A 19,205-nucleotide genomic window follows, 5' to 3' on the forward strand; every position below is an offset into this window, starting at 1 on the left:
CGAAATCACCAAGCCGCCTGTTTCGCGGCCCCGTCGTACCAGATCACGTCGTCGGCGCGGATGGTGGTGCGGTTGAGGATGCGGCGGGTGGCCGGTGTAATCGGCGTGGCTTTGTGGCCGACGTGCAGGTTGTCGGCGATGACCACGTCGCCCGGCAGCCAGTGGTGGCGGTAGGTGGCGCCTTCACGCGAGTAATGGCGGTCCACCGCTTCCATCAGCGCGCGCGAATGGTCGGCGCTGTGGCCCAGCACACCCGCCGTCAGCCCCATGTTCAGGTACAGCGCCGGCACCTGCGTCTTCGGATGGCGCAGCACCAGCGGATGCACCACGCCATTGCGGTGCGCCGTCTTCAAGCTGTCGAACTCTTGCTGGATATCCGGTTGCAGTTCGGCATAGGCGCGCTGCAAGTCGGTGAACAACGTATCGCCGCCCTCTTCCGATTGCACTTCCGAATACCAGAAGCTGATCGGCGTCGGCTCTTCGCGGAACGAGCCGTCCGAATGCCAGTAGCGGCCGACCTCCACATGCCCGTCCTCCGGCCGGCTGGCAACGCGGAAGATTTCCGGCCAGGCTTGCAGCTGACCGCGCATCGCAGGAAAAGTCTCCAGGTCGCCAAACAGGCGGCTGGCCGCCAGTTGCTCCTCCGGTGTGAAGGACTGGTCGCGCACCACCAGCATGCCGTATTCCAGCAAGGCAGCGCGCAGCAAGTCCGCCATGCCTTCATCGGCACGGCGCAGATCGACGCCGGCAATTTCAGCGCCAAAACCAACTGGGAGCGGGGTGATTTTCATATGGCCTCCTAAATGAAAAACACTATAATCCCGCCTCGATCTGCTGATAATATGGGCAAAATAGCACACACTTTTGCGCAGGACGCAACGACATGGATAGATTCGCGGAATTGAAAGCCTTTTGCCTGGTCGCCAGCAACGGCGGTTTTTCGGCCGCCGCGCGTCAGCTGGGCGTGGCCACCTCCTCGGTCACGCGGCTGGTGGATGCGCTGGAACAGCGCCTGGCCGCGCCGCTGCTGAACCGCTCGACCCGCAGCATCACCCTCACCGACAGCGGTCGCGCCTACTTCGAGCACGCCACCCATATCCTGGCCGCGCTGGATGAAGCCGACGACGCCGCCGCCGGCCGCGACGCCGAACCGGCCGGCATGTTGCGCATCGCCGCCCCGGTCACGCTGGCCATACGCTACATCTCGCCCATGCTGCCCGAACTGACGCGCCGCCATCCCCGGCTGGAGCTGGACCTGCGCCTGAGCGACGCCGTGACCAATCTGGTGGATGAAGCGATCGATGTCGCCATCCGCATCGGCAATCCCGGACAGCAGCCCAACCTGATCGCCCGCAAACTGGCGGGCCACCAGCGCCACATCGTTGCCAGCCCGGCCTACCTGGCCGAACATGGCGCGCCACAAACGCCACAAGAACTGGCGCGGCACAATTGCCTGCTGTTTGCTTATGGGAGCAGCCGCCCGACATGGCGCCTGCGCGGCAAAGAGCTGGCAACCGAAGTGGAAGTCCACGGCAAGCTGCAAGTCAACAACGCGGAAATGCTGCGCCAGGCCGCGCTGAGCGGCCTCGGCCTGGCCCTGCTGCCGGGCTGGCTGATCCAACCGGATCTGAACGCCGGCAAGCTGATGACAGTATTGGCCGGCTACCAGGCCAACCCGGGCGAGATGGACATTGGCATCTACGCCGTCTACCCCGCCAACCGCCGCGGCGCCGCCAAAATCCGCGCGTTCACCGACATGCTGGCGGTAACGCTGGAATAGGCGGCGGCCTGGCTTACAGCTTGTAGTTCAGCCCCAGCAGGATCTGGCGACCGTAAGTGGTGTAGCGCTCCGGCGCATACGAACCACCGGAGAACGGATCGCCCTGACGGGTCTGGTAAGGCGAGTTGTTCAGGTTATTCACCTGGAACAGGAACGACAGGCCTTTGTACCGGCCCTCCTCAATCGCATAACCCAGCTGCAAGTCGATCTGGCGCTCGGCCAAGATCTCGCTGAACGCGCGCTGCGCGAACAAACCGGTCACCTCGCCACGATAGGCCGAACGATAACGGCGGCTGGCGCGCGCCGAGTAGCCGTCCTTCTCGTAGTACACGGTGAAGTTGGACACCACGCCCGACAAGCCCGGCAGCTTCTCCTTGGTGCCCGGCCCATTCGGATGGATCGAGCTCTCGGTGCCGGACATGCTGCCCGTCACGCCAAAGCCTTCCAGCGGCGCCCACAGCAAGCCCGCATCCAGCGCGCCCGACAGCTCCACCCCCTTCACCATGCCGCCAGTGCCGTTGGCCGGGCGGTTCAGCGTGCCGATATCCTGGATCGGAATCACCGCCGACGGGTTAGGGAAGCCGGCAAAGCTGAACGCGGTCTGCTGGTTGTAAATGTAGCTTTGCAGCTTCTTGTACCACAGCGCGCCGGCGATGTAGCTGCGCTTGCCGATGTACTTTTCCATCGACAGGTCATACGAATTGGCGCGCCAAGGCTCCAGGTTCGGATTGCCGCCGCTGCCGTTCCACATGCGGGTGGTGGAATCCACACCGCCCGAAATACCGGCACGCATGTCCGACATCTGCGGACGCGCCACCGTCTTGGCCGCGCCGAAACGCAGATTGGTGGTCGACAGGTATTTGTCGAGGTCGAAGTTCAGGTTCAGGCTGGGCAGGATGTCGGTGTAGTCGGCGCCGCCGTTGATGGTGCCCAGCTTGCCCGCGTTGACAGTGGCGCCGCGCGATTTCTGATCCACGTTCACCGCTTGCAGGCCTAGCGCGCCGCGCACCGGGATCGGACCGATATCGGCGTCGATGCCCAGCTTGGCGTAGGCGGTGGTGATCTTCTCGGTCACGCCCCAGTCCTGCAAGGCCTGGTCGTCCGGACGGGCCGGCTGTTTGTCGTAGTACTTGTTGAGCACGCCCAGCACGTCGTAGCTCATCACCGCGGGAATGCCGGCGAATGACAGCGAGGTCGATGGTTGCAGCAAGTCCGATGACACGGTGGCCGGTGCGCGGCCGTTTTTCAGGAACCAGTAGTTGTTGGTGTCGGCGTGGGTCTTCTCGCGCTTGCTGAAATTGACGCCGCCCTCCAGGCTGCGGAAGATGCCATCCAGTTCCTTCCTGGCCGAGAACTTGGCCGAGCTCAGTTCGTCTTTCACCACCGGGTGGTGCATGTCCGCATCCTTGCCCCAGCCGCCGACGTCGGTCAGCTTGATGATCTTCGGATCGGTGTAGTTGAAGCTCGGCGTAAAGGTCGGCAGGCCGCTGGCGGTCGGGATGTGGAATTCGAAGTTGTTGTCGGTGATGTGCGAACCGGCCGGGCCCAGGCCGGCGTAGGTTTCCAGCACCTCCTCGCGGCGCTTGGCGGTCGAGTACGACAGGTCGCCGATCAGGGTCCAGCCATCTTTCTTGAAGGTGTTGTTCCAGCCCAGTGCGCACAGCTTGTCCTTGCGCTGGTTGTAGTCGTTGCGGACGATCGGTTCCAGGTTGACCAGCTTGCCGCCCACCAGCAGGCGCGTGCCGCCGATGGTTTCCACGACAGGATCGCGGTAAGTCACGTCGCTCCACTGGTGCGAGTTCCACATCATGCCGCGCATGGTGGTGTTCTGCTTGAACTCGGAGTAGTACAGGTCCAGCGTGGTGCGGAATTCTTTCGACGGACGGTATTCGATCACGCCCATCAGGCCATCGCGCTTCTGCTCGCGCGACGAGGCGGTGACTTCCGCGCCTTTCAGCGCCACCACGTCTTCCATGCCGGCCGGCAGCTTGTTGTCGCGGCCCCACCACCACGATTTGTATTCCTTCTGCTGCCCCGGCGAATCGAGGTGCGCGTAGCCGACCGCCACGCCCAGCGTGTTGTTGAGGAACTGGTCCACGTACGAGGCGCTCAGGCGGTTGCCGTTGGCTGAGGTGTTGGAGTTCAGTTTGCCGTTGGAGTTATGCTCGCCGCGCACGTTCAGCACCACGGTGCGCTGGCGGACATCCAGCGGACGCACGGTTTGCAGGTCCACCGTGCCGGACAGGCCGCCCGACACCAGCGACGCATCCGGCGTCTTGTACACGGTGACGCCGTTGATCAGCTCGGACGGATACTGGTCGTATTCGGCGCCCCGGTTGTTGCTGGTCGAAACCTGCTCGCGGCCATTCAGCAGCGTGGTGGAAAAGTCCGGCGCCAGGCCGCGTATCGAAATCACTTGCGCGCGGCCTTCGACGCGCTGCGCGGTCAGGCCGGCCAGGCGGGCGATCGATTCGGCGATCGACACATCCGGCAGCTTGCCGATGTCCTCGGCCGTCACCGCTTCGACGATGGCGTCGGCGTCGCGCTTGATGGCCATCGAGGTTTCGATGCTGCGGCGGATGCCGGTCACCACCACTTCCTGCACCGCGCCGTCTTCGGCCTTGGCTTGCGCCGCCTGCTGCTGGGCATGGGCGGGGCTGGCCGCGAACGCCATGACGGCGCAGGCGGCGGCAATGGGAGTCATCCTGATTACATGGTTGTGCTTGTTCATTGTCATCTCACTCTTATAGTTTTAACGGAAAGGCTGTGGTGCGGTGCTGCTGGTCATCCAGTCCTGCAACGGCTGGTGGACTTCGTACTGCTGACTGCCGAAGGACTTGAAAAGGGTTTCGATCTCGCTCAGCGAGGCGGCGGTGAAATCGGTCTTGGGCACGGGCGCGCTGCCGGCGTTGGTGACCATGCCCCAGGTGCCATTGCCCTGGCCGCCGCTGTTGGTCACCACCTTCCAGCTCCAGGCGGTGGCGGCCCAGCCGTATTTGGCGTAGGTATCGAAGGATGCGCGGGCGATCTGGCCGCCCATGTCCAGGCCCTGCCCGGTCCATGGCTGCATCTCGCCGACAAAGAAAGCGGTATCGACATCGCGGATGCGGTTGTCCCACTCGCACACGCCGCTGTTGCCGCCGCCGCTGCACGTCAGCCAATCCTTGTGCACCTGCACGCCGATCTGGCCCCAGCCGAACAGGCCGGGATAGAAATGCATCTCGAAGGCGACATTGCTCATGCCTTGCCCGGACGGCTTGCCGTAAGCGTTGATGCCGCCGCTGTTGTGGCCCGGCAGGATCACCACGTGATTCGGGTCGACCGCGCGGATGGCGCTGTACAAGGTCTTCACCACGCTGGCCAGATTGGCTGCGTCCGTGCCCCATGGCTCGTTGAGCACGCTGTAACCGGCCACGCTCACGCGGTCCTTGTAGCGCCCCGCCACCTGCTGCCACAGCCAGATGGTGCGCTGCTGGAATTCCGGCGTGCTCCAGTACAGATTCTTGCCGGCGCAGCCGCTGTGCTGCTCCCAGCCTTGCGAGCCGACCGCGCCGTGCAGGTCGAGGATCACGTACATGCCGCGCTTCTCGGCTTGGGCGATGGCGTCGTCCAGATAGCGCCAGGCGTCGGCGCGCAAGGTGCGCGGATTTTTTTCGTCTTCCACCACGCTGTAGATGAAAGGCAGGCGCACCACGTTCAGGCCGAACTTCTGCATCTGGTCCCAGTCGCGGGTGGTGATCCAGTTATCGCGGAACAGTTGCATCAGACGCTGGCGTTCGGCGTAGCCAAAGCGTTCGTCGAGCTTGGCTTCCAGCTTGCACTGGTCGTCGATGCCGTTGCTGCCCTGGCCCATCATCCAGAATTCATTGATCAGCCAGTTGCCGAGGTTGACGCCTTTCAGCGTGACCGGGCTGCCGTCGGCCTTGAGCCATTTGGCGCCCTGCGTATGCAGCATGGTCAGCGGCAGCACCGGCACCGGCGTCACCGGCGTCGGCTTGATGACTTCCGCCACAGGTGGCGGTGCGACCGGCGGCGCCGGTGGCGTGCCGCCGCCGCCACCGCAGCCGGCCAGGACCAACAAGCTCAGACGACAAATCGCGCGAAAAAACATCTCCAACCTCCTTCGTGTGGAAGCGCTTCCATATCAATGTAGAGAAAGCTGCACAAGGCAGCGACGGTTTAATGCCAGGTAAAGGTGGCGACGCTGGCCGCCGGCAAGGTGTAATCGAAACTGCGCTGGGCCACCCGCACCGCGAAACTGCGCGGCGCCTTGGCCGAGTTCACCACCAGCAGCGCCACCGAGCCATCGTCGGCGTTGCGGAAGGCCACCGTGTCGAGCTGGTCGTAGCCGCTGGTGGAGGCGATGCGACGCGCGCCTTGGCGCACGAAGCGACTGGCGTGGCCGAGCGCGTAGTATTCCTCGTTGCGGGTGATCTTGCCGTCGCGGCTGTCGATGGTCACCACGCCACGGCAATCCTTGCAGCCGCCGAGGTGCGGGCCGTCGTTTTCATCGAGCGCCAGATTCCACAGCAGCACACCCTTGGCCCAGCCGCGCGTGGTGCCGACCACCAGCACCTTGGCGAAGTGCTGCAAATTATCCGACCACACCGGCGCCCACTTGCCGCCCGAGCATTCGGTGAAGAAGGTCTCCTTGTCGGGCCAGCGGTCGTGCAGCGCGGCTTGCACGCGCACGTCGCCGCCGTAGCAGTGCCAGGCCACGCCGCTCACGTATTTGTTGGCGACGGGGTCTTTCAGCACATCGGCCGGCGAACCGGGCTCATCCCAGTTGTGGTCCCAGTCCAGGATCCTGGTTTGCGGATGCTCCCTGGCCAGCACCGGCCCCAGATGGCCGCCGATGAAAGCGGCACGCCTGGCCGGATCGACGCGCATGCCGGGATAATCCCTGGGCTCGAAGTGCGGTTCGTTTTGCAGGGTCAGCGCGTAGATCGGCACGCCTTCCTTTTCATAGGCGCTGACATAGCGCGACAGGTAATGGGCGAACGGCGCGAAGGCTTCCGGCTTCAGCGTGCCTTGAATCAGGCTGTCGGTGGACTTCATCCAGCCCGGCGCGCTCCATGGCGAGGCCATCACGCGCAGCCTGGGATTGATGGCCAGCGCGGCCTTGGTCACCGGCAGCACATCTGCGCGATTGGGATCGATCGAGAAGTGCTTGAGCTCCGGGTCGGTCTGACCCGGGGGCATATCGTCAAAGCTGTAGTGATGGCGCGAGAAATCCGATGCGCCGATGGTCAGCCGCGTGAAGCTGAAGCCCAGGCCGGGCGCTTTGCCAAACAGCTCGTTGAGCAGCGCGGCGCGCTGCTGCGGGCTCAGCTTGTTCTGGATCAGCCAGGCGGAAGCGTCGGTGATGGCGGCGCCGAAGCCGACCATTTCCTGGAAACGCTGCCTGGGATCGACTTCGATGATGGTGGTGGCTTTGACGCCGTTCTGAAACCTGGCATCGGCCGCACGCGCCAGCAGCTGAGTCTGATCGCCAGTGGTAATCCACGCCTGCACCGTCTGCGCCTGCACGGCGCCGGCGCACGCCAGCAGCGCGGCTGCCAGCAATGTAGAGAGGGATTTGAAAGACGACGGGCGCAACGCTCCATCGCCCGGCAATGCAGGGCTGACTGTCAACATGCTGTCTCCTCACGCAGGCGCTATCGTGGTCCGCCTGTCTCAGTTCATTCACTTATGAATTAAATGGAAGCGTTTCCATTTATTGAAAGAACTATAGCACCGGCAAATCTTCAATGTCAACGAATGCGCGGAGGGTGTGGGATTTTTGTCGGCATCCAATCGTGCGGACAACAAATCGACGTGTGCGGGATGTTCTGCGGCTGCTGCGCGTTAGCAAGATGACAGACGCAATGCGCTCAGGCTGGCGCGTCAAACACATAGCGCCTGCCTCTCAATAGCTAAGCTAGGCGTTCAGGACCGGCCTTCGCCGTCCGCCATGCGGCGATGGCCGCGAACCGAGGTCGGGGGGAAACCGAAGCGGTCACGAAAGCGCACCGCGAACTGCGATGGGGTCTGGTAGCCGACCGCGAGCGCGATCTGCGTGACAGGTTGGGCAGTCGATTGCAGCAACTGAAGCGCGAGCGTCATGCGGGTATCGACGAGAATGGCGCTGAGTGAGGTACCTTCGTCGGCGAGTTTGCGCCGCAGCGTCGCCTCGCTGATAGCGAACGCCGACGCCACCGCACAGGCGCTCCATTCCCCGCCCACGTCCTGGCCAATCACGCGCCGGACCTTGACAGCAAGCGTCAAGTCCCTGGCCTGTTCGAATCTGCCGCCGTGCAGGCCGACCCACAGTAACAACTCGGCGGCCCGGTGGCGAGCGATCTCGATGGGCAAGCGGTCGTCCTCTATCGCATCGCTGGCCTGACGGAACGCGGCGAGGAAGTCGGCCGGAGCGCCGATGATGGGCAGCGCGTCCCGGATAACGGTCTGCCGGGCGTGCGCGTTGGCGTGCGCGGCGATCAAGCCGCCGTCCCACGCCAGCCAGCGGGCGCGATAGCATCCGTCCGCCCCGATCCGGTTAGTGATATCGATCGACTGCCCGCCCGCCAGGGCGATTGCCTCCCCGGCGCGGATCTGGCACGCACCGCCGGACCATTGCACCGATTTGATTCCCTGTTCAACCAGGATCAAGACCGGATTTTCTATGAACAGGCGCTTGAATTCCAACTCCTGTTGTTGCTGGATACCCGCGGTCGCACCGACCTCTGAGCGGAGGGCGATCCGGGGTTCACTGCCGGTTGGATAAGCAATCATAGACCGTTCACTTGCAAAAACATGTTGTGTCACGCCGGTTTCCGCACCATGTACAGGGTAGCGCAGATTGACCGGCTGGCGGCGTTATCTGGAGAACTTCGCGGTAAAGGTCGCCTTGCCCAACAGGGCGCTGCCCACCCCTTTATTCATGACGAAAGAATACAGGGCGGCGGTCCCGGTGCGCGGCACGCCCGCGGCGGCGACCAGGTCATCCACCGCCAACGCATACACAGTGAACACGTACCGGTGAGGTTGGTCGCCCGCTGGTGGGCAGGGGCCGCCATAGTTGCCGTTCCCGCCGGCCACGCCCGTGTCGAGCAAATCGGTGGTGCCACCGAACGCCGGTGCCGGCAAACTGGCGGCGCGGTTACCAGCGCCTTGCGGCAGACCGGTGGCCGACGCTGGAATGTTGTACACGGCCCAGTGCCAGAAGCCACTGCCGGTTGGCGCATCGAGGTCCTGCACTTGCACGGCGAACGTCTTGGTGCCGGCAGGCGGATTACTCCATGCCAGCGCCGGTGACACATTGTCGCCCGTGCAGCCGAATCCGTTGAGGATGTGGTGATTGGAGAACGTGCCTGAAGCCAGGTCGGGACTGGAGAGCGTAAAGGCTGGCACCTGGGCCTGGGCGCTTCCACCGCAGGCTGCCAGCGCGGCACACAAGAAAGTTGCGACGCCAAGCGTCGCGGCAAGCATATTGTTTGTTTTCATCGGGTCTTCCGGAATCGAGGTTGGAATGCGTCCCGGCTCGCGCGTCAACCTTGGCGGACCTGGCGCGCGAACCGGGACCATTTCAGGATACTGGCGCCGCGGCAGGAGCGCCGTCGCGGGGCGCGCGACTTTTGTTGCGAAACGCTCAAGGCGCGCCTCGGAGACACCAGCCGTCATGCGGCGATAAGTCCAATGTTAAGCGAATTGGGGTCTCCCACGAGGTCGGCGAATCAATGCACGCGTCAGCGGGCGATCGTTTCCCAGTCCAGGCCAAAACGCGTGAGGTATTTTTTCAGGCGGTCGGCGTCGTTGGGTTTGGCTTTGGTTTCGCGTGAGATGGCGTAGAGTTTGCGGCCGGCGTCGGACAAGGATTTTGAGGTGCGGCAGATCTGAATCACGGAGCGCAGTTGCATAGCGTCGAACAGGTCCAGCGCAGCAAAGGCTTCCGGTGACATCACGCTTTCCAGATCAAACTCGGCCGGCTTTTGCTGCGGCCGCCATTGCCGCTGCAAGCGCGCCAGTTCGCCGCTCACGATATCGTCATTGATGCGGCCCGCTTCCGCCAGTGTCACCATGCGCGTGACCGACGCCGATAAATCACGGAAGTTGCCGCTCCACGCCGCATCCGGCGATGCTGCATAACGCATGTAGCGCTCGCGTGCTTCCTTGTTGAAGCGCGCCATCTGCCCCTGCTCCGCGCCCACTTGCTGCAACAGATAATCGATATTGGGCTCGATGTCCTCCGGCCTGTCGACCAGTCCCGGCAGCTCATACGTCCACAAATTAATCCGCGCGAACAAATCCTCGCGGAAGCGGCCCGCCGCCACCTCGTGCGCCAGATCGCGATTGGTGCCGGCGATCAGCTGGAAGTCGCTCTGCACTTCGTGATCGCCGCCCACCGGCAGGAAGCGCTTTTCTTCCACCGCCTTCAACAGCATGGCCTGCTCATCGAGACCCAGCTCGCCGATCTCATCGAGGAACAGCAAGCCTTTATGCGCCGCGCGCAGCAAACCTGGTCGGTCGGAAGAGGCGCCGGTGAACGAACCCTTGATATGTCCGAACAAGGTCGACCCCGCGCCATCGCCATGCAAGGTGGCGCAGTTGATTTCCACAAAGCGTCCATCGATCTGGTGACGCGCCCTCTTCAACTCATACACGCGGCGCGCCAGGAAAGACTTGCCGGCGCCGGTAGGCCCCATCAACAGCATTGGCGCCTTGGAACGGATGGCCACCCGCTCGATCTCATCGATCATGGTGTTGAAGCGCGCATTGCGCGTGGCGATGCCTGACTTGAGGAAAGCCACGCCCTCCTCCTGCTCACGCGAGAAGCGTTGCGCAATCCGATCATACTTCGACAGATCCAGATCGATCAGCACAAACGAGCCCGGTTCGCCCGGCCCCATCCGGCGCGGTGGCGAGGTTTGCAGCAAACGGCCCGGGAAATAAAACGCCTCCGTCATCAGGAACAGGCAGATCTGCACCACGTGCGTGCCGGTGGTGATGTGTATCCAATATTCCTCGTTCTCGGTGTCGAAACGGTAGGACTGCGCAAAGTCATACAGCGCGCTGTAGACCTGCTCGAAATCCCAGGGATCGTCCATCGGCACATCGCGCAACACCACCTCGGTTTCAGGCGACACCGTCGCCATATCCGCCGCCACCGCTTGCGCCAGTTCGCCGAAGCGCCCGCTGTACAGCAGCTCGAACCGGTCCACCACCACATCTGGATGCTGGGTGATGGCGACACTGGGCCGCCAGCGCTCCCAGCGGCCGGCAGCCTTGCCCGCATCCAGTTGGGTACCGACAAAGCCAATCACAACGATGCGTTTTTTCATATAAATATTTATCCTTTAAGATAATTTATCATGTAAACGCGCCGATGTCTATTTTTGCTATTTTGTTTTAAATCAATTAGTTAGCAAGCTGGCACACCGATTGCAATAGGAAGGATAAAACCGAAAAACAAGAGAGTCCAAAAATGGCAAACATCCAACTGTTCCAGTCGCTGAAAAACAAGTTTCTGCCGGTCGCCACCGCGATCAACGAAGCCGGCGCGCCGGCGTACCAGTTGACGCCCAAGCATCAGCTGGCGCAGTACGCCGCCACCGGCTGCCTGAACGCGACCTACTACGCCAGCGCCGAAGCGCAACTGGCCGAGGTACTGGAACTGTGCCAGGGCATCGATCCACAGTTCATCGCACAAACGGCCGTGTACTGCCGCGAGCGCGGCTACATGAAGGACATGCCGGTGCTGTTGACCGCGGTCCTGGCCACACAAGGACGGCCACAACTGGCCGCCGTGTTCAACCGCGTGATCGACAACGGCAAAATGCTGCGCACCTTCGTGCAGATCGTGCGCTCCGGCGCCACCGGCCGTAAATCGCTGGGTTCGCGTCCGAAGAAACTGGTGCAGGCATGGCTGAACAACGCCAGCGAAAAAGCGCTGCTGTCCGCGTCGGTTGGTTCCTCGCCCTCGCTGGCCGACGTGGTGAAGATGGTGCATCCAAAACCTGCGGAAGCATGGCGCGAAGCATTCTTTGCCTGGCTGCTTAACAAGCCGCATCAGGCCGAGACGCTGCCGCCGCTGCTGGCCGGCTTCAAGGCGTACCAGCAGGATCGGACGCAGCCAGTGCCGGAGGTGCCGTTCCAGATGTTGACCGCGCTGGAACTGCCAGCGCAAGCCTGGGCGCGGATCGCCATGCAGAGCGGCTGGCAGATGGTGCGCATGAACCTGAACACCTTCGCGCGCCACGGCGTCTACGAACTACCGGGCATGGTGGAGGCGATTGCCGCCAAGCTGCGGAATGCGGAACTCATCGCCAAGGCCAAGGTATTTCCCTATCAGCTACTGGCTGCTTACAAAGCCATTGATCCGGAAATGCCAGTGGCGATACGCGACGCCCTGCACGACGCGCTGGAGATCGCGCTGGCCAATGTGCCGCGGATCGAAGGCGAGGTAGTGGTGTGCCCGGATGTTTCCGGCTCGATGTCGTCCCCTGTGACGGGTTATCGCGCCGGCGCGACCTCCACCGTGCGCTGCATCGATGTCGCTGCTCTGGTTGCTGCCGCCTTGCTGCGCAAACAGCCGCACACGGTAGTGCTACCGTTTGAAAGAGATGTGGTGCGCTGTGGACTGGATCATCGCGATACCGTAATGACCAATGCGACGAAGTTGGCATCGATCGGCGGAGGCGGCACCAACTGTAGCGCACCGCTCGCGTATATGAACAAGCGCAAGCTGCGCGCGGATCTGGTGGTGTACGTCTCCGACAACGAGTCTTGGATCGACGCCCGACGCAACTCCGCCACGGCAACGATGCAGGAGTGGGAAATGTTCAAGCGCCGCAACCCGCACGCCAGACTGGTATGCATCGATTTGACGCCGCATGCCACCACTCAGGCGATAGAACGTGCCGACGTGCTGAACGTGGGCGGATTTTCAGATGATGTCTTCAAGATCATCGCTGCCTTCGCGGCCGGGCAATTGAGCGCCGCACGCTGGCTGGGAGAGATTGAAGCAACAGCACTATAGGAGGCCATCGTGGGATGGACACTCAGTGTTAGCAGTACAGGTTTTGAGTCCGGCAAGAATGCCGGTGTGACTACATCCCGAACTTGTAAGGTCACACCAACTATTTGTCTCGCAGGTACTCAATGGCGGTTTACCCCGAATGCAGACAGGACTACATCTGGTGACGCCGGTTCGATTCCGGCCTGGCAAGCCGAAAAGGTTTGCCGGAACGTCCTGTCGACCCTTGTCGGGTTTGATTAAATATAGATAAGATGGAGAACAATATGGAAAACAAAGACTACGACGTACTGAATATCGAGGGCGGCAAGCCCGTCAAAATGTGGACTCGCGGCGTGCCGGTCGAAGCGGAGGCGCACGAGCAGTTGGCCAAGACTGCGAAGATGCCGTTCATCTACAAGCACGTGGCCGTGATGCCGGATGTGCACGTCGGTAAGGGCTCGACCATCGGTAGCGTGATCCCGACGTTGGGCGCCATCATCCCCGCCGCTGTCGGCGTCGATATCGGCTGCGGCATGATGGCCGCCAAGACCACGCTGACCGCCAACGACTTGCCGGACAACCTCGGTCCGCTGCGCGCAGCCATTGAAAAAGCCGTGCCGCACGGCTCGTCGTCACACCGTCACGGCGGCCGCGACAATGGCGCCTGGAACACGCCGCCGCAGCCGGTCGACTTGGCTTGGGCCGCGTTGAAACCGGAGTTCGACGCCATCTGCGAAAAAACGCCGCGCCTGAGGAAGACCAATAACTACAAGCATCTGGGCACGCTGGGCTCGGGCAACCACTTCATCGAAATCTGTCTCGACGAGGCAGGCTCGGTGTGGTTCATGCTGCACTCCGGTTCGCGTGGCGTGGGCAATGCCATCGGCACCCACTTCATCGAGCTGGCGAAGAAGGATATGCAGACCCACTTCATCAATCTGCCGGATCAGGATCTGGCGTATCTGAGCGAGGGCACGCAGCATTACGATGACTACATCGAGGCGGTGGGCTGGGCGCAGAAATTCGCCCGCACCAATCGCGAAGTGATGATGCATAACCTGATCGCCGCCGTGCGCGCGGTGATCACCAACCCGTTCGAGACGCACGTCGAGGCCGTCAACTGCCACCACAACTATGTGCAGCAGGAACGCCACTTCGGCAAGGATGTGCTGGTGACCCGCAAGGGCGCGGTGTCGGCGCGCGAGGGCGAGCTGGGCATCATTCCCGGTTCGATGGGGGCGAAGAGCTTCATCGTGCGCGGACGCGGCAATCCGGAAAGCTTCAACAGTTGCAGCCACGGCGCCGGCCGCACCATGAGCCGTACCGCCGCCAAGAAGCGCTTTTCGCTGGCGGACCAGATCAAGGCCACCGAAGGCGTCGAGTGCCGCAAGGATGAAAACGTCATCGATGAAATCCCGATGGCCTACAAAGACATCGACGCCGTCATGCTGGCCCAGCGCGAACTGGTGGACGTGGTGCACGTGCTGAAGCAAATCGTCTGCGTGAAAGGATAGCGATGATCGAACTCGATGGAGCACAAGGCGAAGGCGGCGGCCAGGTCCTGCGCAGCGCGCTGACGCTGTCCATGATCACCGGCCAGCCGTTCCGCATGAAGAATATCCGCGCCAACCGGCCCAAACCGGGCCTGATGCGGCAGCATCTGATCGCGGTGCAGGCCTCGGCGGCGGTATGCGGCGCCAATGTCAGCGGCGCGCAGGTCGGCTCGCAAACGCTGGACTTTGCGCCGGGACCGATACGCGGCGGCGATTACGCCTTCGCCATCGGCACCGCCGGCAGCTGCACGCTGGTGCTGCAAACGCTGCTGCCGGCGCTGCTGGCGGCAGACCAGCCGTCAGCCGTGAAGATCAGCGGCGGCACCCACAACGCCAAGGCGCCGCCGGTGCAATCGCTGCAACGCGCCTACGGCCGTGTGCTGCAACAGATGGGGGCGGAAATCGATATCGAACTCAAGCGCTTCGGCTTTTACCCGGCCGGCGGCGGCGAAGTGCTGGCCACAGTGCGGCCATGCCCGCAACTACGGCCGTTCGAGCTGGTGCAGCGCGGCGCGCGCCGGCATGGTTATGCCGAGAGCTTTATCGCCGGCGTGCCGGCCAATGTCGCCACGCGCGAGCTGGCGGTCATCGGCGCCGGCATGGGCTGGACGGAAGAACAGTTGCTGCATCGCGGCTTGCCGGGTGAACAGGGGCCGGGCAATGCCCTGTTGCTGACGCTGGAGCATGAACACGTGACCGAAGTGTTTACCGGCTTCGGCGAGAAGTCGCTGCGCGCGGAGACGGTGGCCAAACAGGTGCTGCAAGAAACGCGCGCCTACCTGGCGTCCGGCGCGGCCGTGGGCGAGCATCTGGCCGACCAGCTGATGCTGCCGATGGCGCTGGCCGGTGGCGGCAGCTTCACCACCAACGTGCTGTCCTCGCACGCGGTGACCAATGCCGACGTGATCAGCCACTTCCTGCCGGTGCGTTTCCATTTCGGGCAATCGCCCGACAAAGTGTTCTGCCAGTTGAAGACGGCCTGATCACGGTGAATGCTATGATGGGATTCCCATCGATAGTGCTCACCTATACTGTTAGTTAAACAACCAATGCGCCGTTTGATTACCCGGCTTTGCCTTGCTGCGGGCGTGCTGGCCTGCGGGTCGCAGGCGTGGGCGCTCGATCCGAGCGTCAGCCTGAACGATTATCACCACGACACCTGGCGCCGCAAGGACGGTGCCCCGGTCAGCATCGTCACCATGGCCCAGACCACCGACGGCTGGCTGTGGGTCGGCACCGAGCAGGGCTTGTACCGCTTCGATGGCCTGCATTTCGAACGCTTCCGCGCGCCATCCGGCCGCGCCCTGCTGAGCTCGCGCATCTCGACCCTCACTGCCACCCTTGGCGGCGATCTGGTGGTCGGCCACCTCGACGGCGGCATCAATCTGATCCGTCACGGCGACATCGTGCCGCTGCCGGCCTGGAACGCCTCCAAGGTGGACACGGTGTACGACATCATGGTAGACGACGACGGCACCATCTGGATCTGCACTCGCTCCGGCCTGGTCCGCTACAGCAAGGGCGCCTGGCACAATATCGACGCCAGCTGGGGCCTGCCGCAGAAAACCATCGAGGAAGCCACGCTCGACCAGTACAACCAGCTGTGGGTGCTGGTCAGCAGCGAATGGTACAAGCTGGACCGCGAAGCGCGCCGCTTCCAGCCCACCGGCCGCCGCGACGAGGAGGGCGCCTTCTTTGCGCCGGACGGCGCCATGTGGCGCCGCAAGGGCGAGCTGATCGTGCGCGTGCCCAGCGGCCAGATCGGCCCCGCCCTGCCGCGGCGCGAGGCCACGCGCCACCTGTTCCGCCAGACCCGCGACATGTTCGACGCCGACGGCAATCTGTGGGTGCTGCGTTCGCCCAACGGCATCATCCGCATCCGCCGGCAAGACCTGCCGCGCGCCGACAGCTTCGATCCGCTGCACCTGCCATCGGAACGGCTGGACCAGCCCTGGCAGCTCAGCCACCCGCAGCTGACCGGCTTGCTCGAAGACCGCGAGGGCAATCTGTGGGCGATGTCGCTCAGCGGCCTGGAACGCTGGCGCAATCAGCGCATCCGCAATATCGTGCCGCCCGAAGGGGTGTCCCTGCTCAGCCTGGCCGCCGACGGCCAGGGCCGCATCTGGGCCGCCGCCGACCATCTGGACGGCCTGTGGGACGTCACCGCCGCGCCGCCGCCGGCGCGCAACCCCGGCGCCTTCGGCATCGTGGTGGCCGGGCGCGACGGCGCCATCCTGAGCGCCACGCCGCGCGGCATCGAATACCGCCGCGACGGCAAGCTGACCGTGCTGCCCATGCCGTCCACCTGCCCCAATGTGCGCGAGTTGCGCGTCAACCGGCTGGCCGAGGACCGCGACGCGATCTGGGCCGGGATGCGCAATTGCGGCCTGTTCCGCTACCGCGACGGCGCCTGGCAGCGCGCCACCGAGCTCGGCATCACACCGGTGGAACGCGTGATGCGGGCCGGTCCGGACGGCGCCATCTGGCTCGGCTACCGCAGCGGCAATGTGCTGCGCTACCTCGACGGCAAGGTCAGCCAGTACCCGATGGCCGACGGCCGCAGTCTCGGCCCGCTGCAAATGATCGACACCCAGCAGGAGGTGCTGATTTCCGGCGGCGAGGGCATGGCCGTGCTGCGCAACGGCCGCTTCGAACGCCTGCGCGCGGCCGATCCGGATGTGCTGAACTATGTGAGCGGGGTGGTGGTCATGCCCAACGGCGACCGCTGGCTGCACACCGGCCAGGGCATGGCACGCGTGGCGGCGGCCGACTGGCGCGACAGCATGGCCGATCCGGCCCGGCCGCTGCGCATGGAAATCCTCGACGCCGCCGACGGCTATCCCGGCGCGCCGATGATGTTCTCCACCGTGGCCAACGGCACGCTCGACCGGGCCGGCAAGATCTGGTTCGCCAGCACCGAGGGCATCGGCGTGCTCGACACCACGCGCATGTACCGCAACCGCGTGGCGCCGCCGGTGCAGATCGGGCCGCTCAGCGTCGATGGCCGTCTCTACGCGTCGCAGGACGGCCTGCGCCTGCCGGAAAAACCGATGCGGCTGGACATCGGCTTTGCCGCGCTCAGCCTTGGCATGCCGGAGCGCACCCAGGTCTGGTACAAGCTCGACGGCGTCGACCGCGACTGGCAACTGGCCGGCACGCGCCGCAAGGTCAGCTATTCCAATCTCGGTCCCGGCAGCTACCGCTTCAGCGTCAAGGCCGCCAACAACGACGGCGTGTGGAACGACACCGGCGCCAGCCTGGTGTTCACGGTCACGCCCGCCTTCACCCAGACCGCCTGGTTCTACCTGCTGTGCGCCGGCGCGGCCGCCGCCCTCGCTTACGGCCTGTACCTGATGCGCCTGCGCCAGCTGGTGCGCCGTCTCAACGCCTTGCTGGGCGCGCGCCTGCTGGAGCGCGAACGCATCGCCCGCGCCCTGCACGACAGTCTGCTGCAAAGCGTGCAGGCGCTGGTGCTGCGCTTTAGCGCGCTCAAGCAGTCCCTGCCGCCCGGCAGCAGCGCCCAGCGCCAGCTGGAAACCCTGCTGTTCGACGCCGACGGCGTGATCGTCGAAGGCCGCAATGCCGTGATGGGCCTGCGCCTGGCCAATGTGCATGGCGGCGATATCGAGCTGGCCTTCAGGCGCCTGGTGGAGCGGATGCAGGCCGAGCACCGGCAGGCGATCGCGTTCAGCGCGCGCGGCCTGCGCCGCCGGCTCGATCCGCTGGCATGGGAAGAGGTGTACCACATCGGCGCCGAAGCCCTGCTCAACGCCTGCCGCCACGCCGGCGCCAGCCGCATCGCGATGGAGCTCGACTTCGCCCAGCATGCCTTCGCGCTGGCGGTGCGCGACAACGGCAGGGGCCTGGGCGAGGACGTGCTGCGCAACGGCCATCGCGACGGTCATTGGGGACTGGTGGGCATGCGCGAGCGCGCCGCCGCCCTGCATGGCACGCTGCTGCTGCAAGCGGCGACGCCGCACGGACTGGAACTCCAGCTCAGCATTCCAGCCGCGCGCGCCTACGACCGCAACAGCCGGCCCTCGTGGCGGCGCCGTGTGGCGGCCTGCTTCGGCCGCCTGCGCCGCGCTTAAAGACGCAGGCCGGGCGGCAGGCGGCCGCCCGCGCCCATGCCGATGATGCCGCGCTGTATGCCCAGCAGCACGGCATGGGTGCGGTCCTTGGCCTGCATCTTGGCCAGCACGTTTTTCATGTGGGTCTTGATGGTGCCTTCCGACAGGCCCAGCTGCTCGCCGATCTTCAGATTGGTGTTGCCCACCGCCGCCAGCCGCAGCACCTCGACTTCGCGCGGGCTCAGCGCATCCATGTACATCTGTTCGGCCAAGGCGCACGCCACCGACGGCAGGATGCGGCGGCGGCCGCCGTGCACGCTGACGATGGTCTCCTCCAGTTCATGGCGCACCGCGCTTTTCAGCATGTAGCCGGCGGCGCCGGCGCGGATCGCTTGCGCCGCGTGCACATCGCCCTCGTAGGTGGTCAGCACGATCACGCGCGCCTCCGGCGCCTCGGCGCGGATGGCGGCGATGGCCTCGCTGCCATGCATGTCCGGCAGTTGCAGGTCCATCAGCGTGACGTCGGGCCGCAGGCGGCGGTGCAGCGCCACCGCCTCGGCGCCGCTGCCGGCCTGGCCCACCAGGCGGACGCGCGGCACGGCTTCCAGCGCGCTGGCCACACCTTCCAGAAAGATCGGATGGTCGTCGACCATCATCACGGTAATCGGTTCGGGCGTCATGGGCAGGCCTTTCGGTGGAGCGGAAAACCTCTACTTTGCCATAAAAAACGTTTACCCTCACCTACCCGATCGGACGATGCTTTCCTATCAATATTTGATGATTCGGCACGATTGCGCTTCTCCTAC

At 64.1% G+C, this 19,205-nt stretch carries 13 protein-coding genes; 5 read left to right on the forward strand and 8 right to left on the reverse strand.

The genetic code is table 11. From position 1 onward, the window contains the following. Positions 1–5: 5 nt before the first annotated feature. Positions 6–791, reverse strand: coding sequence for a TauD/TfdA dioxygenase family protein (locus GM676_RS15290; protein WP_155464515.1), 786 nt, complete (start codon positions 789–791; stop codon positions 6–8). A gap of 92 nt (positions 792–883) precedes the next feature. On the opposite strand from GM676_RS15290, the gene GM676_RS15295 reads away from it, so the two are divergent. Beyond that, positions 884–1,780 (forward strand): LysR family transcriptional regulator, encoded by an 897-nt coding sequence (locus GM676_RS15295; protein ID WP_155464516.1) that lies wholly within the window; start codon positions 884–886, stop codon positions 1,778–1,780. Positions 1,781–1,793: 13 nt separating this feature from the next. Here GM676_RS15295 and GM676_RS15300 read toward each other — a convergent pair whose 3' ends face one another. From GM676_RS15300 to rtcR, 6 genes are all read right to left on the reverse strand, one after another. Next, a complete protein-coding gene (locus GM676_RS15300) occupies positions 1,794–4,484 on the reverse strand; it encodes a TonB-dependent receptor (protein WP_229262707.1) in 2,691 nt (896 codons plus the stop codon). 48 nt (positions 4,485–4,532) lie between these two features. After that, positions 4,533–5,891, reverse strand: coding sequence for a glycoside hydrolase family 5 protein (locus GM676_RS15305; protein WP_155464518.1), 1,359 nt, complete (start codon positions 5,889–5,891; stop codon positions 4,533–4,535). A gap of 68 nt (positions 5,892–5,959) precedes the next feature. Then, the gene (locus GM676_RS15310) at positions 5,960–7,417 is read right to left on the reverse strand and encodes a glycoside hydrolase family 30 protein (RefSeq protein WP_155464519.1); all 1,458 of its coding nucleotides are present in this window, start codon (positions 7,415–7,417) and stop codon (positions 5,960–5,962) included. Between the two features lie 291 nt (positions 7,418–7,708). Then, positions 7,709–8,554, reverse strand: a complete 846-nt coding sequence (locus tag GM676_RS15315; RefSeq protein ID WP_155464520.1) for a helix-turn-helix transcriptional regulator — start codon at positions 8,552–8,554, stop codon at positions 7,709–7,711. A gap of 84 nt (positions 8,555–8,638) precedes the next feature. Further along, complete coding sequence (locus GM676_RS15320; RefSeq protein WP_229262708.1) at positions 8,639–9,265, reverse strand: YbhB/YbcL family Raf kinase inhibitor-like protein; 627 nt, start codon at positions 9,263–9,265, stop codon at positions 8,639–8,641. Between the two features lie 242 nt (positions 9,266–9,507). Then, positions 9,508–11,100, reverse strand: a complete 1,593-nt coding sequence (gene rtcR / locus GM676_RS15325) for an RNA repair transcriptional activator RtcR (RefSeq protein WP_155464521.1) — start codon at positions 11,098–11,100, stop codon at positions 9,508–9,510. A 143-nt stretch (positions 11,101–11,243) separates the two neighbouring features. On the opposite strand from rtcR, the gene GM676_RS15330 reads away from it, so the two are divergent. The 4 genes from GM676_RS15330 to GM676_RS15345 all read left to right on the forward strand — a co-directional run bounded on the left by GM676_RS15330 (position 11,244) and on the right by GM676_RS15345 (position 18,420). Next, positions 11,244–12,797 (forward strand): vWA domain-containing protein, encoded by a 1,554-nt coding sequence (locus GM676_RS15330; RefSeq protein ID WP_155464522.1) that lies wholly within the window; start codon positions 11,244–11,246, stop codon positions 12,795–12,797. A gap of 263 nt (positions 12,798–13,060) precedes the next feature. Further along, positions 13,061–14,290, forward strand: a complete 1,230-nt coding sequence (locus GM676_RS15335; RefSeq protein WP_155464523.1) for an RtcB family protein — start codon at positions 13,061–13,063, stop codon at positions 14,288–14,290. Positions 14,291–14,292: 2 nt separating this feature from the next. Beyond that, entirely contained in the window at positions 14,293–15,312 is a 1,020-nt protein-coding gene (gene rtcA, locus GM676_RS15340; protein WP_155464524.1) for an RNA 3'-terminal phosphate cyclase, read from the forward strand. A gap of 66 nt (positions 15,313–15,378) precedes the next feature. Further along, positions 15,379–18,420, forward strand: coding sequence for a sensor histidine kinase (locus GM676_RS15345; protein ID WP_155464525.1), 3,042 nt, complete (start codon positions 15,379–15,381; stop codon positions 18,418–18,420). On the opposite strand, the gene GM676_RS15350 is transcribed toward GM676_RS15345, so the two are convergent. Further along, a complete protein-coding gene (locus GM676_RS15350) occupies positions 18,417–19,079 on the reverse strand; it encodes a response regulator (protein ID WP_155464526.1) in 663 nt (220 codons plus the stop codon). The two genes, GM676_RS15345 and GM676_RS15350, sit on opposite strands and share 4 nt — an antisense overlap. Between the last annotated feature and the right edge of the window lie 126 nt (positions 19,080–19,205).

It is taken from the genome of Duganella radicis (genome assembly GCF_009720825.1).
Lineage (GTDB): Bacteria > Pseudomonadota > Gammaproteobacteria > Burkholderiales > Burkholderiaceae_D > Rugamonas > Rugamonas radicis.

Coding starts and splice junctions, on each gene's coding strand:
- GM676_RS15315 (WP_155464520.1), bottom strand. CDS start 8,554: ATGATTGCTTATCCAACCGGCAGTGAACCCCGGATCGCCCTCCGCTCA.
- GM676_RS15305 (WP_155464518.1), bottom strand. CDS start 5,891: ATGTTTTTTCGCGCGATTTGTCGTCTGAGCTTGTTGGTCCTGGCCGGC.
- GM676_RS15320 (WP_229262708.1), bottom strand. CDS start 9,265: ATGAAAACAAACAATATGCTTGCCGCGACGCTTGGCGTCGCAACTTTC.
- GM676_RS15345 (WP_155464525.1), top strand. CDS start 15,379: ATGCGCCGTTTGATTACCCGGCTTTGCCTTGCTGCGGGCGTGCTGGCC.
- GM676_RS15300 (WP_229262707.1), bottom strand. CDS start 4,484: ATGACTCCCATTGCCGCCGCCTGCGCCGTCATGGCGTTCGCGGCCAGC.
- GM676_RS15330 (WP_155464522.1), top strand. CDS start 11,244: ATGGCAAACATCCAACTGTTCCAGTCGCTGAAAAACAAGTTTCTGCCG.
- GM676_RS15290 (WP_155464515.1), bottom strand. CDS start 791: ATGAAAATCACCCCGCTCCCAGTTGGTTTTGGCGCTGAAATTGCCGGC.
- GM676_RS15295 (WP_155464516.1), top strand. CDS start 884: ATGGATAGATTCGCGGAATTGAAAGCCTTTTGCCTGGTCGCCAGCAAC.
- GM676_RS15335 (WP_155464523.1), top strand. CDS start 13,061: ATGGAAAACAAAGACTACGACGTACTGAATATCGAGGGCGGCAAGCCC.
- rtcA (WP_155464524.1), top strand. CDS start 14,293: ATGATCGAACTCGATGGAGCACAAGGCGAAGGCGGCGGCCAGGTCCTG.
- GM676_RS15310 (WP_155464519.1), bottom strand. CDS start 7,417: ATGTTGACAGTCAGCCCTGCATTGCCGGGCGATGGAGCGTTGCGCCCG.
- GM676_RS15350 (WP_155464526.1), bottom strand. CDS start 19,079: ATGACGCCCGAACCGATTACCGTGATGATGGTCGACGACCATCCGATC.
- rtcR (WP_155464521.1), bottom strand. CDS start 11,100: ATGAAAAAACGCATCGTTGTGATTGGCTTTGTCGGTACCCAACTGGAT.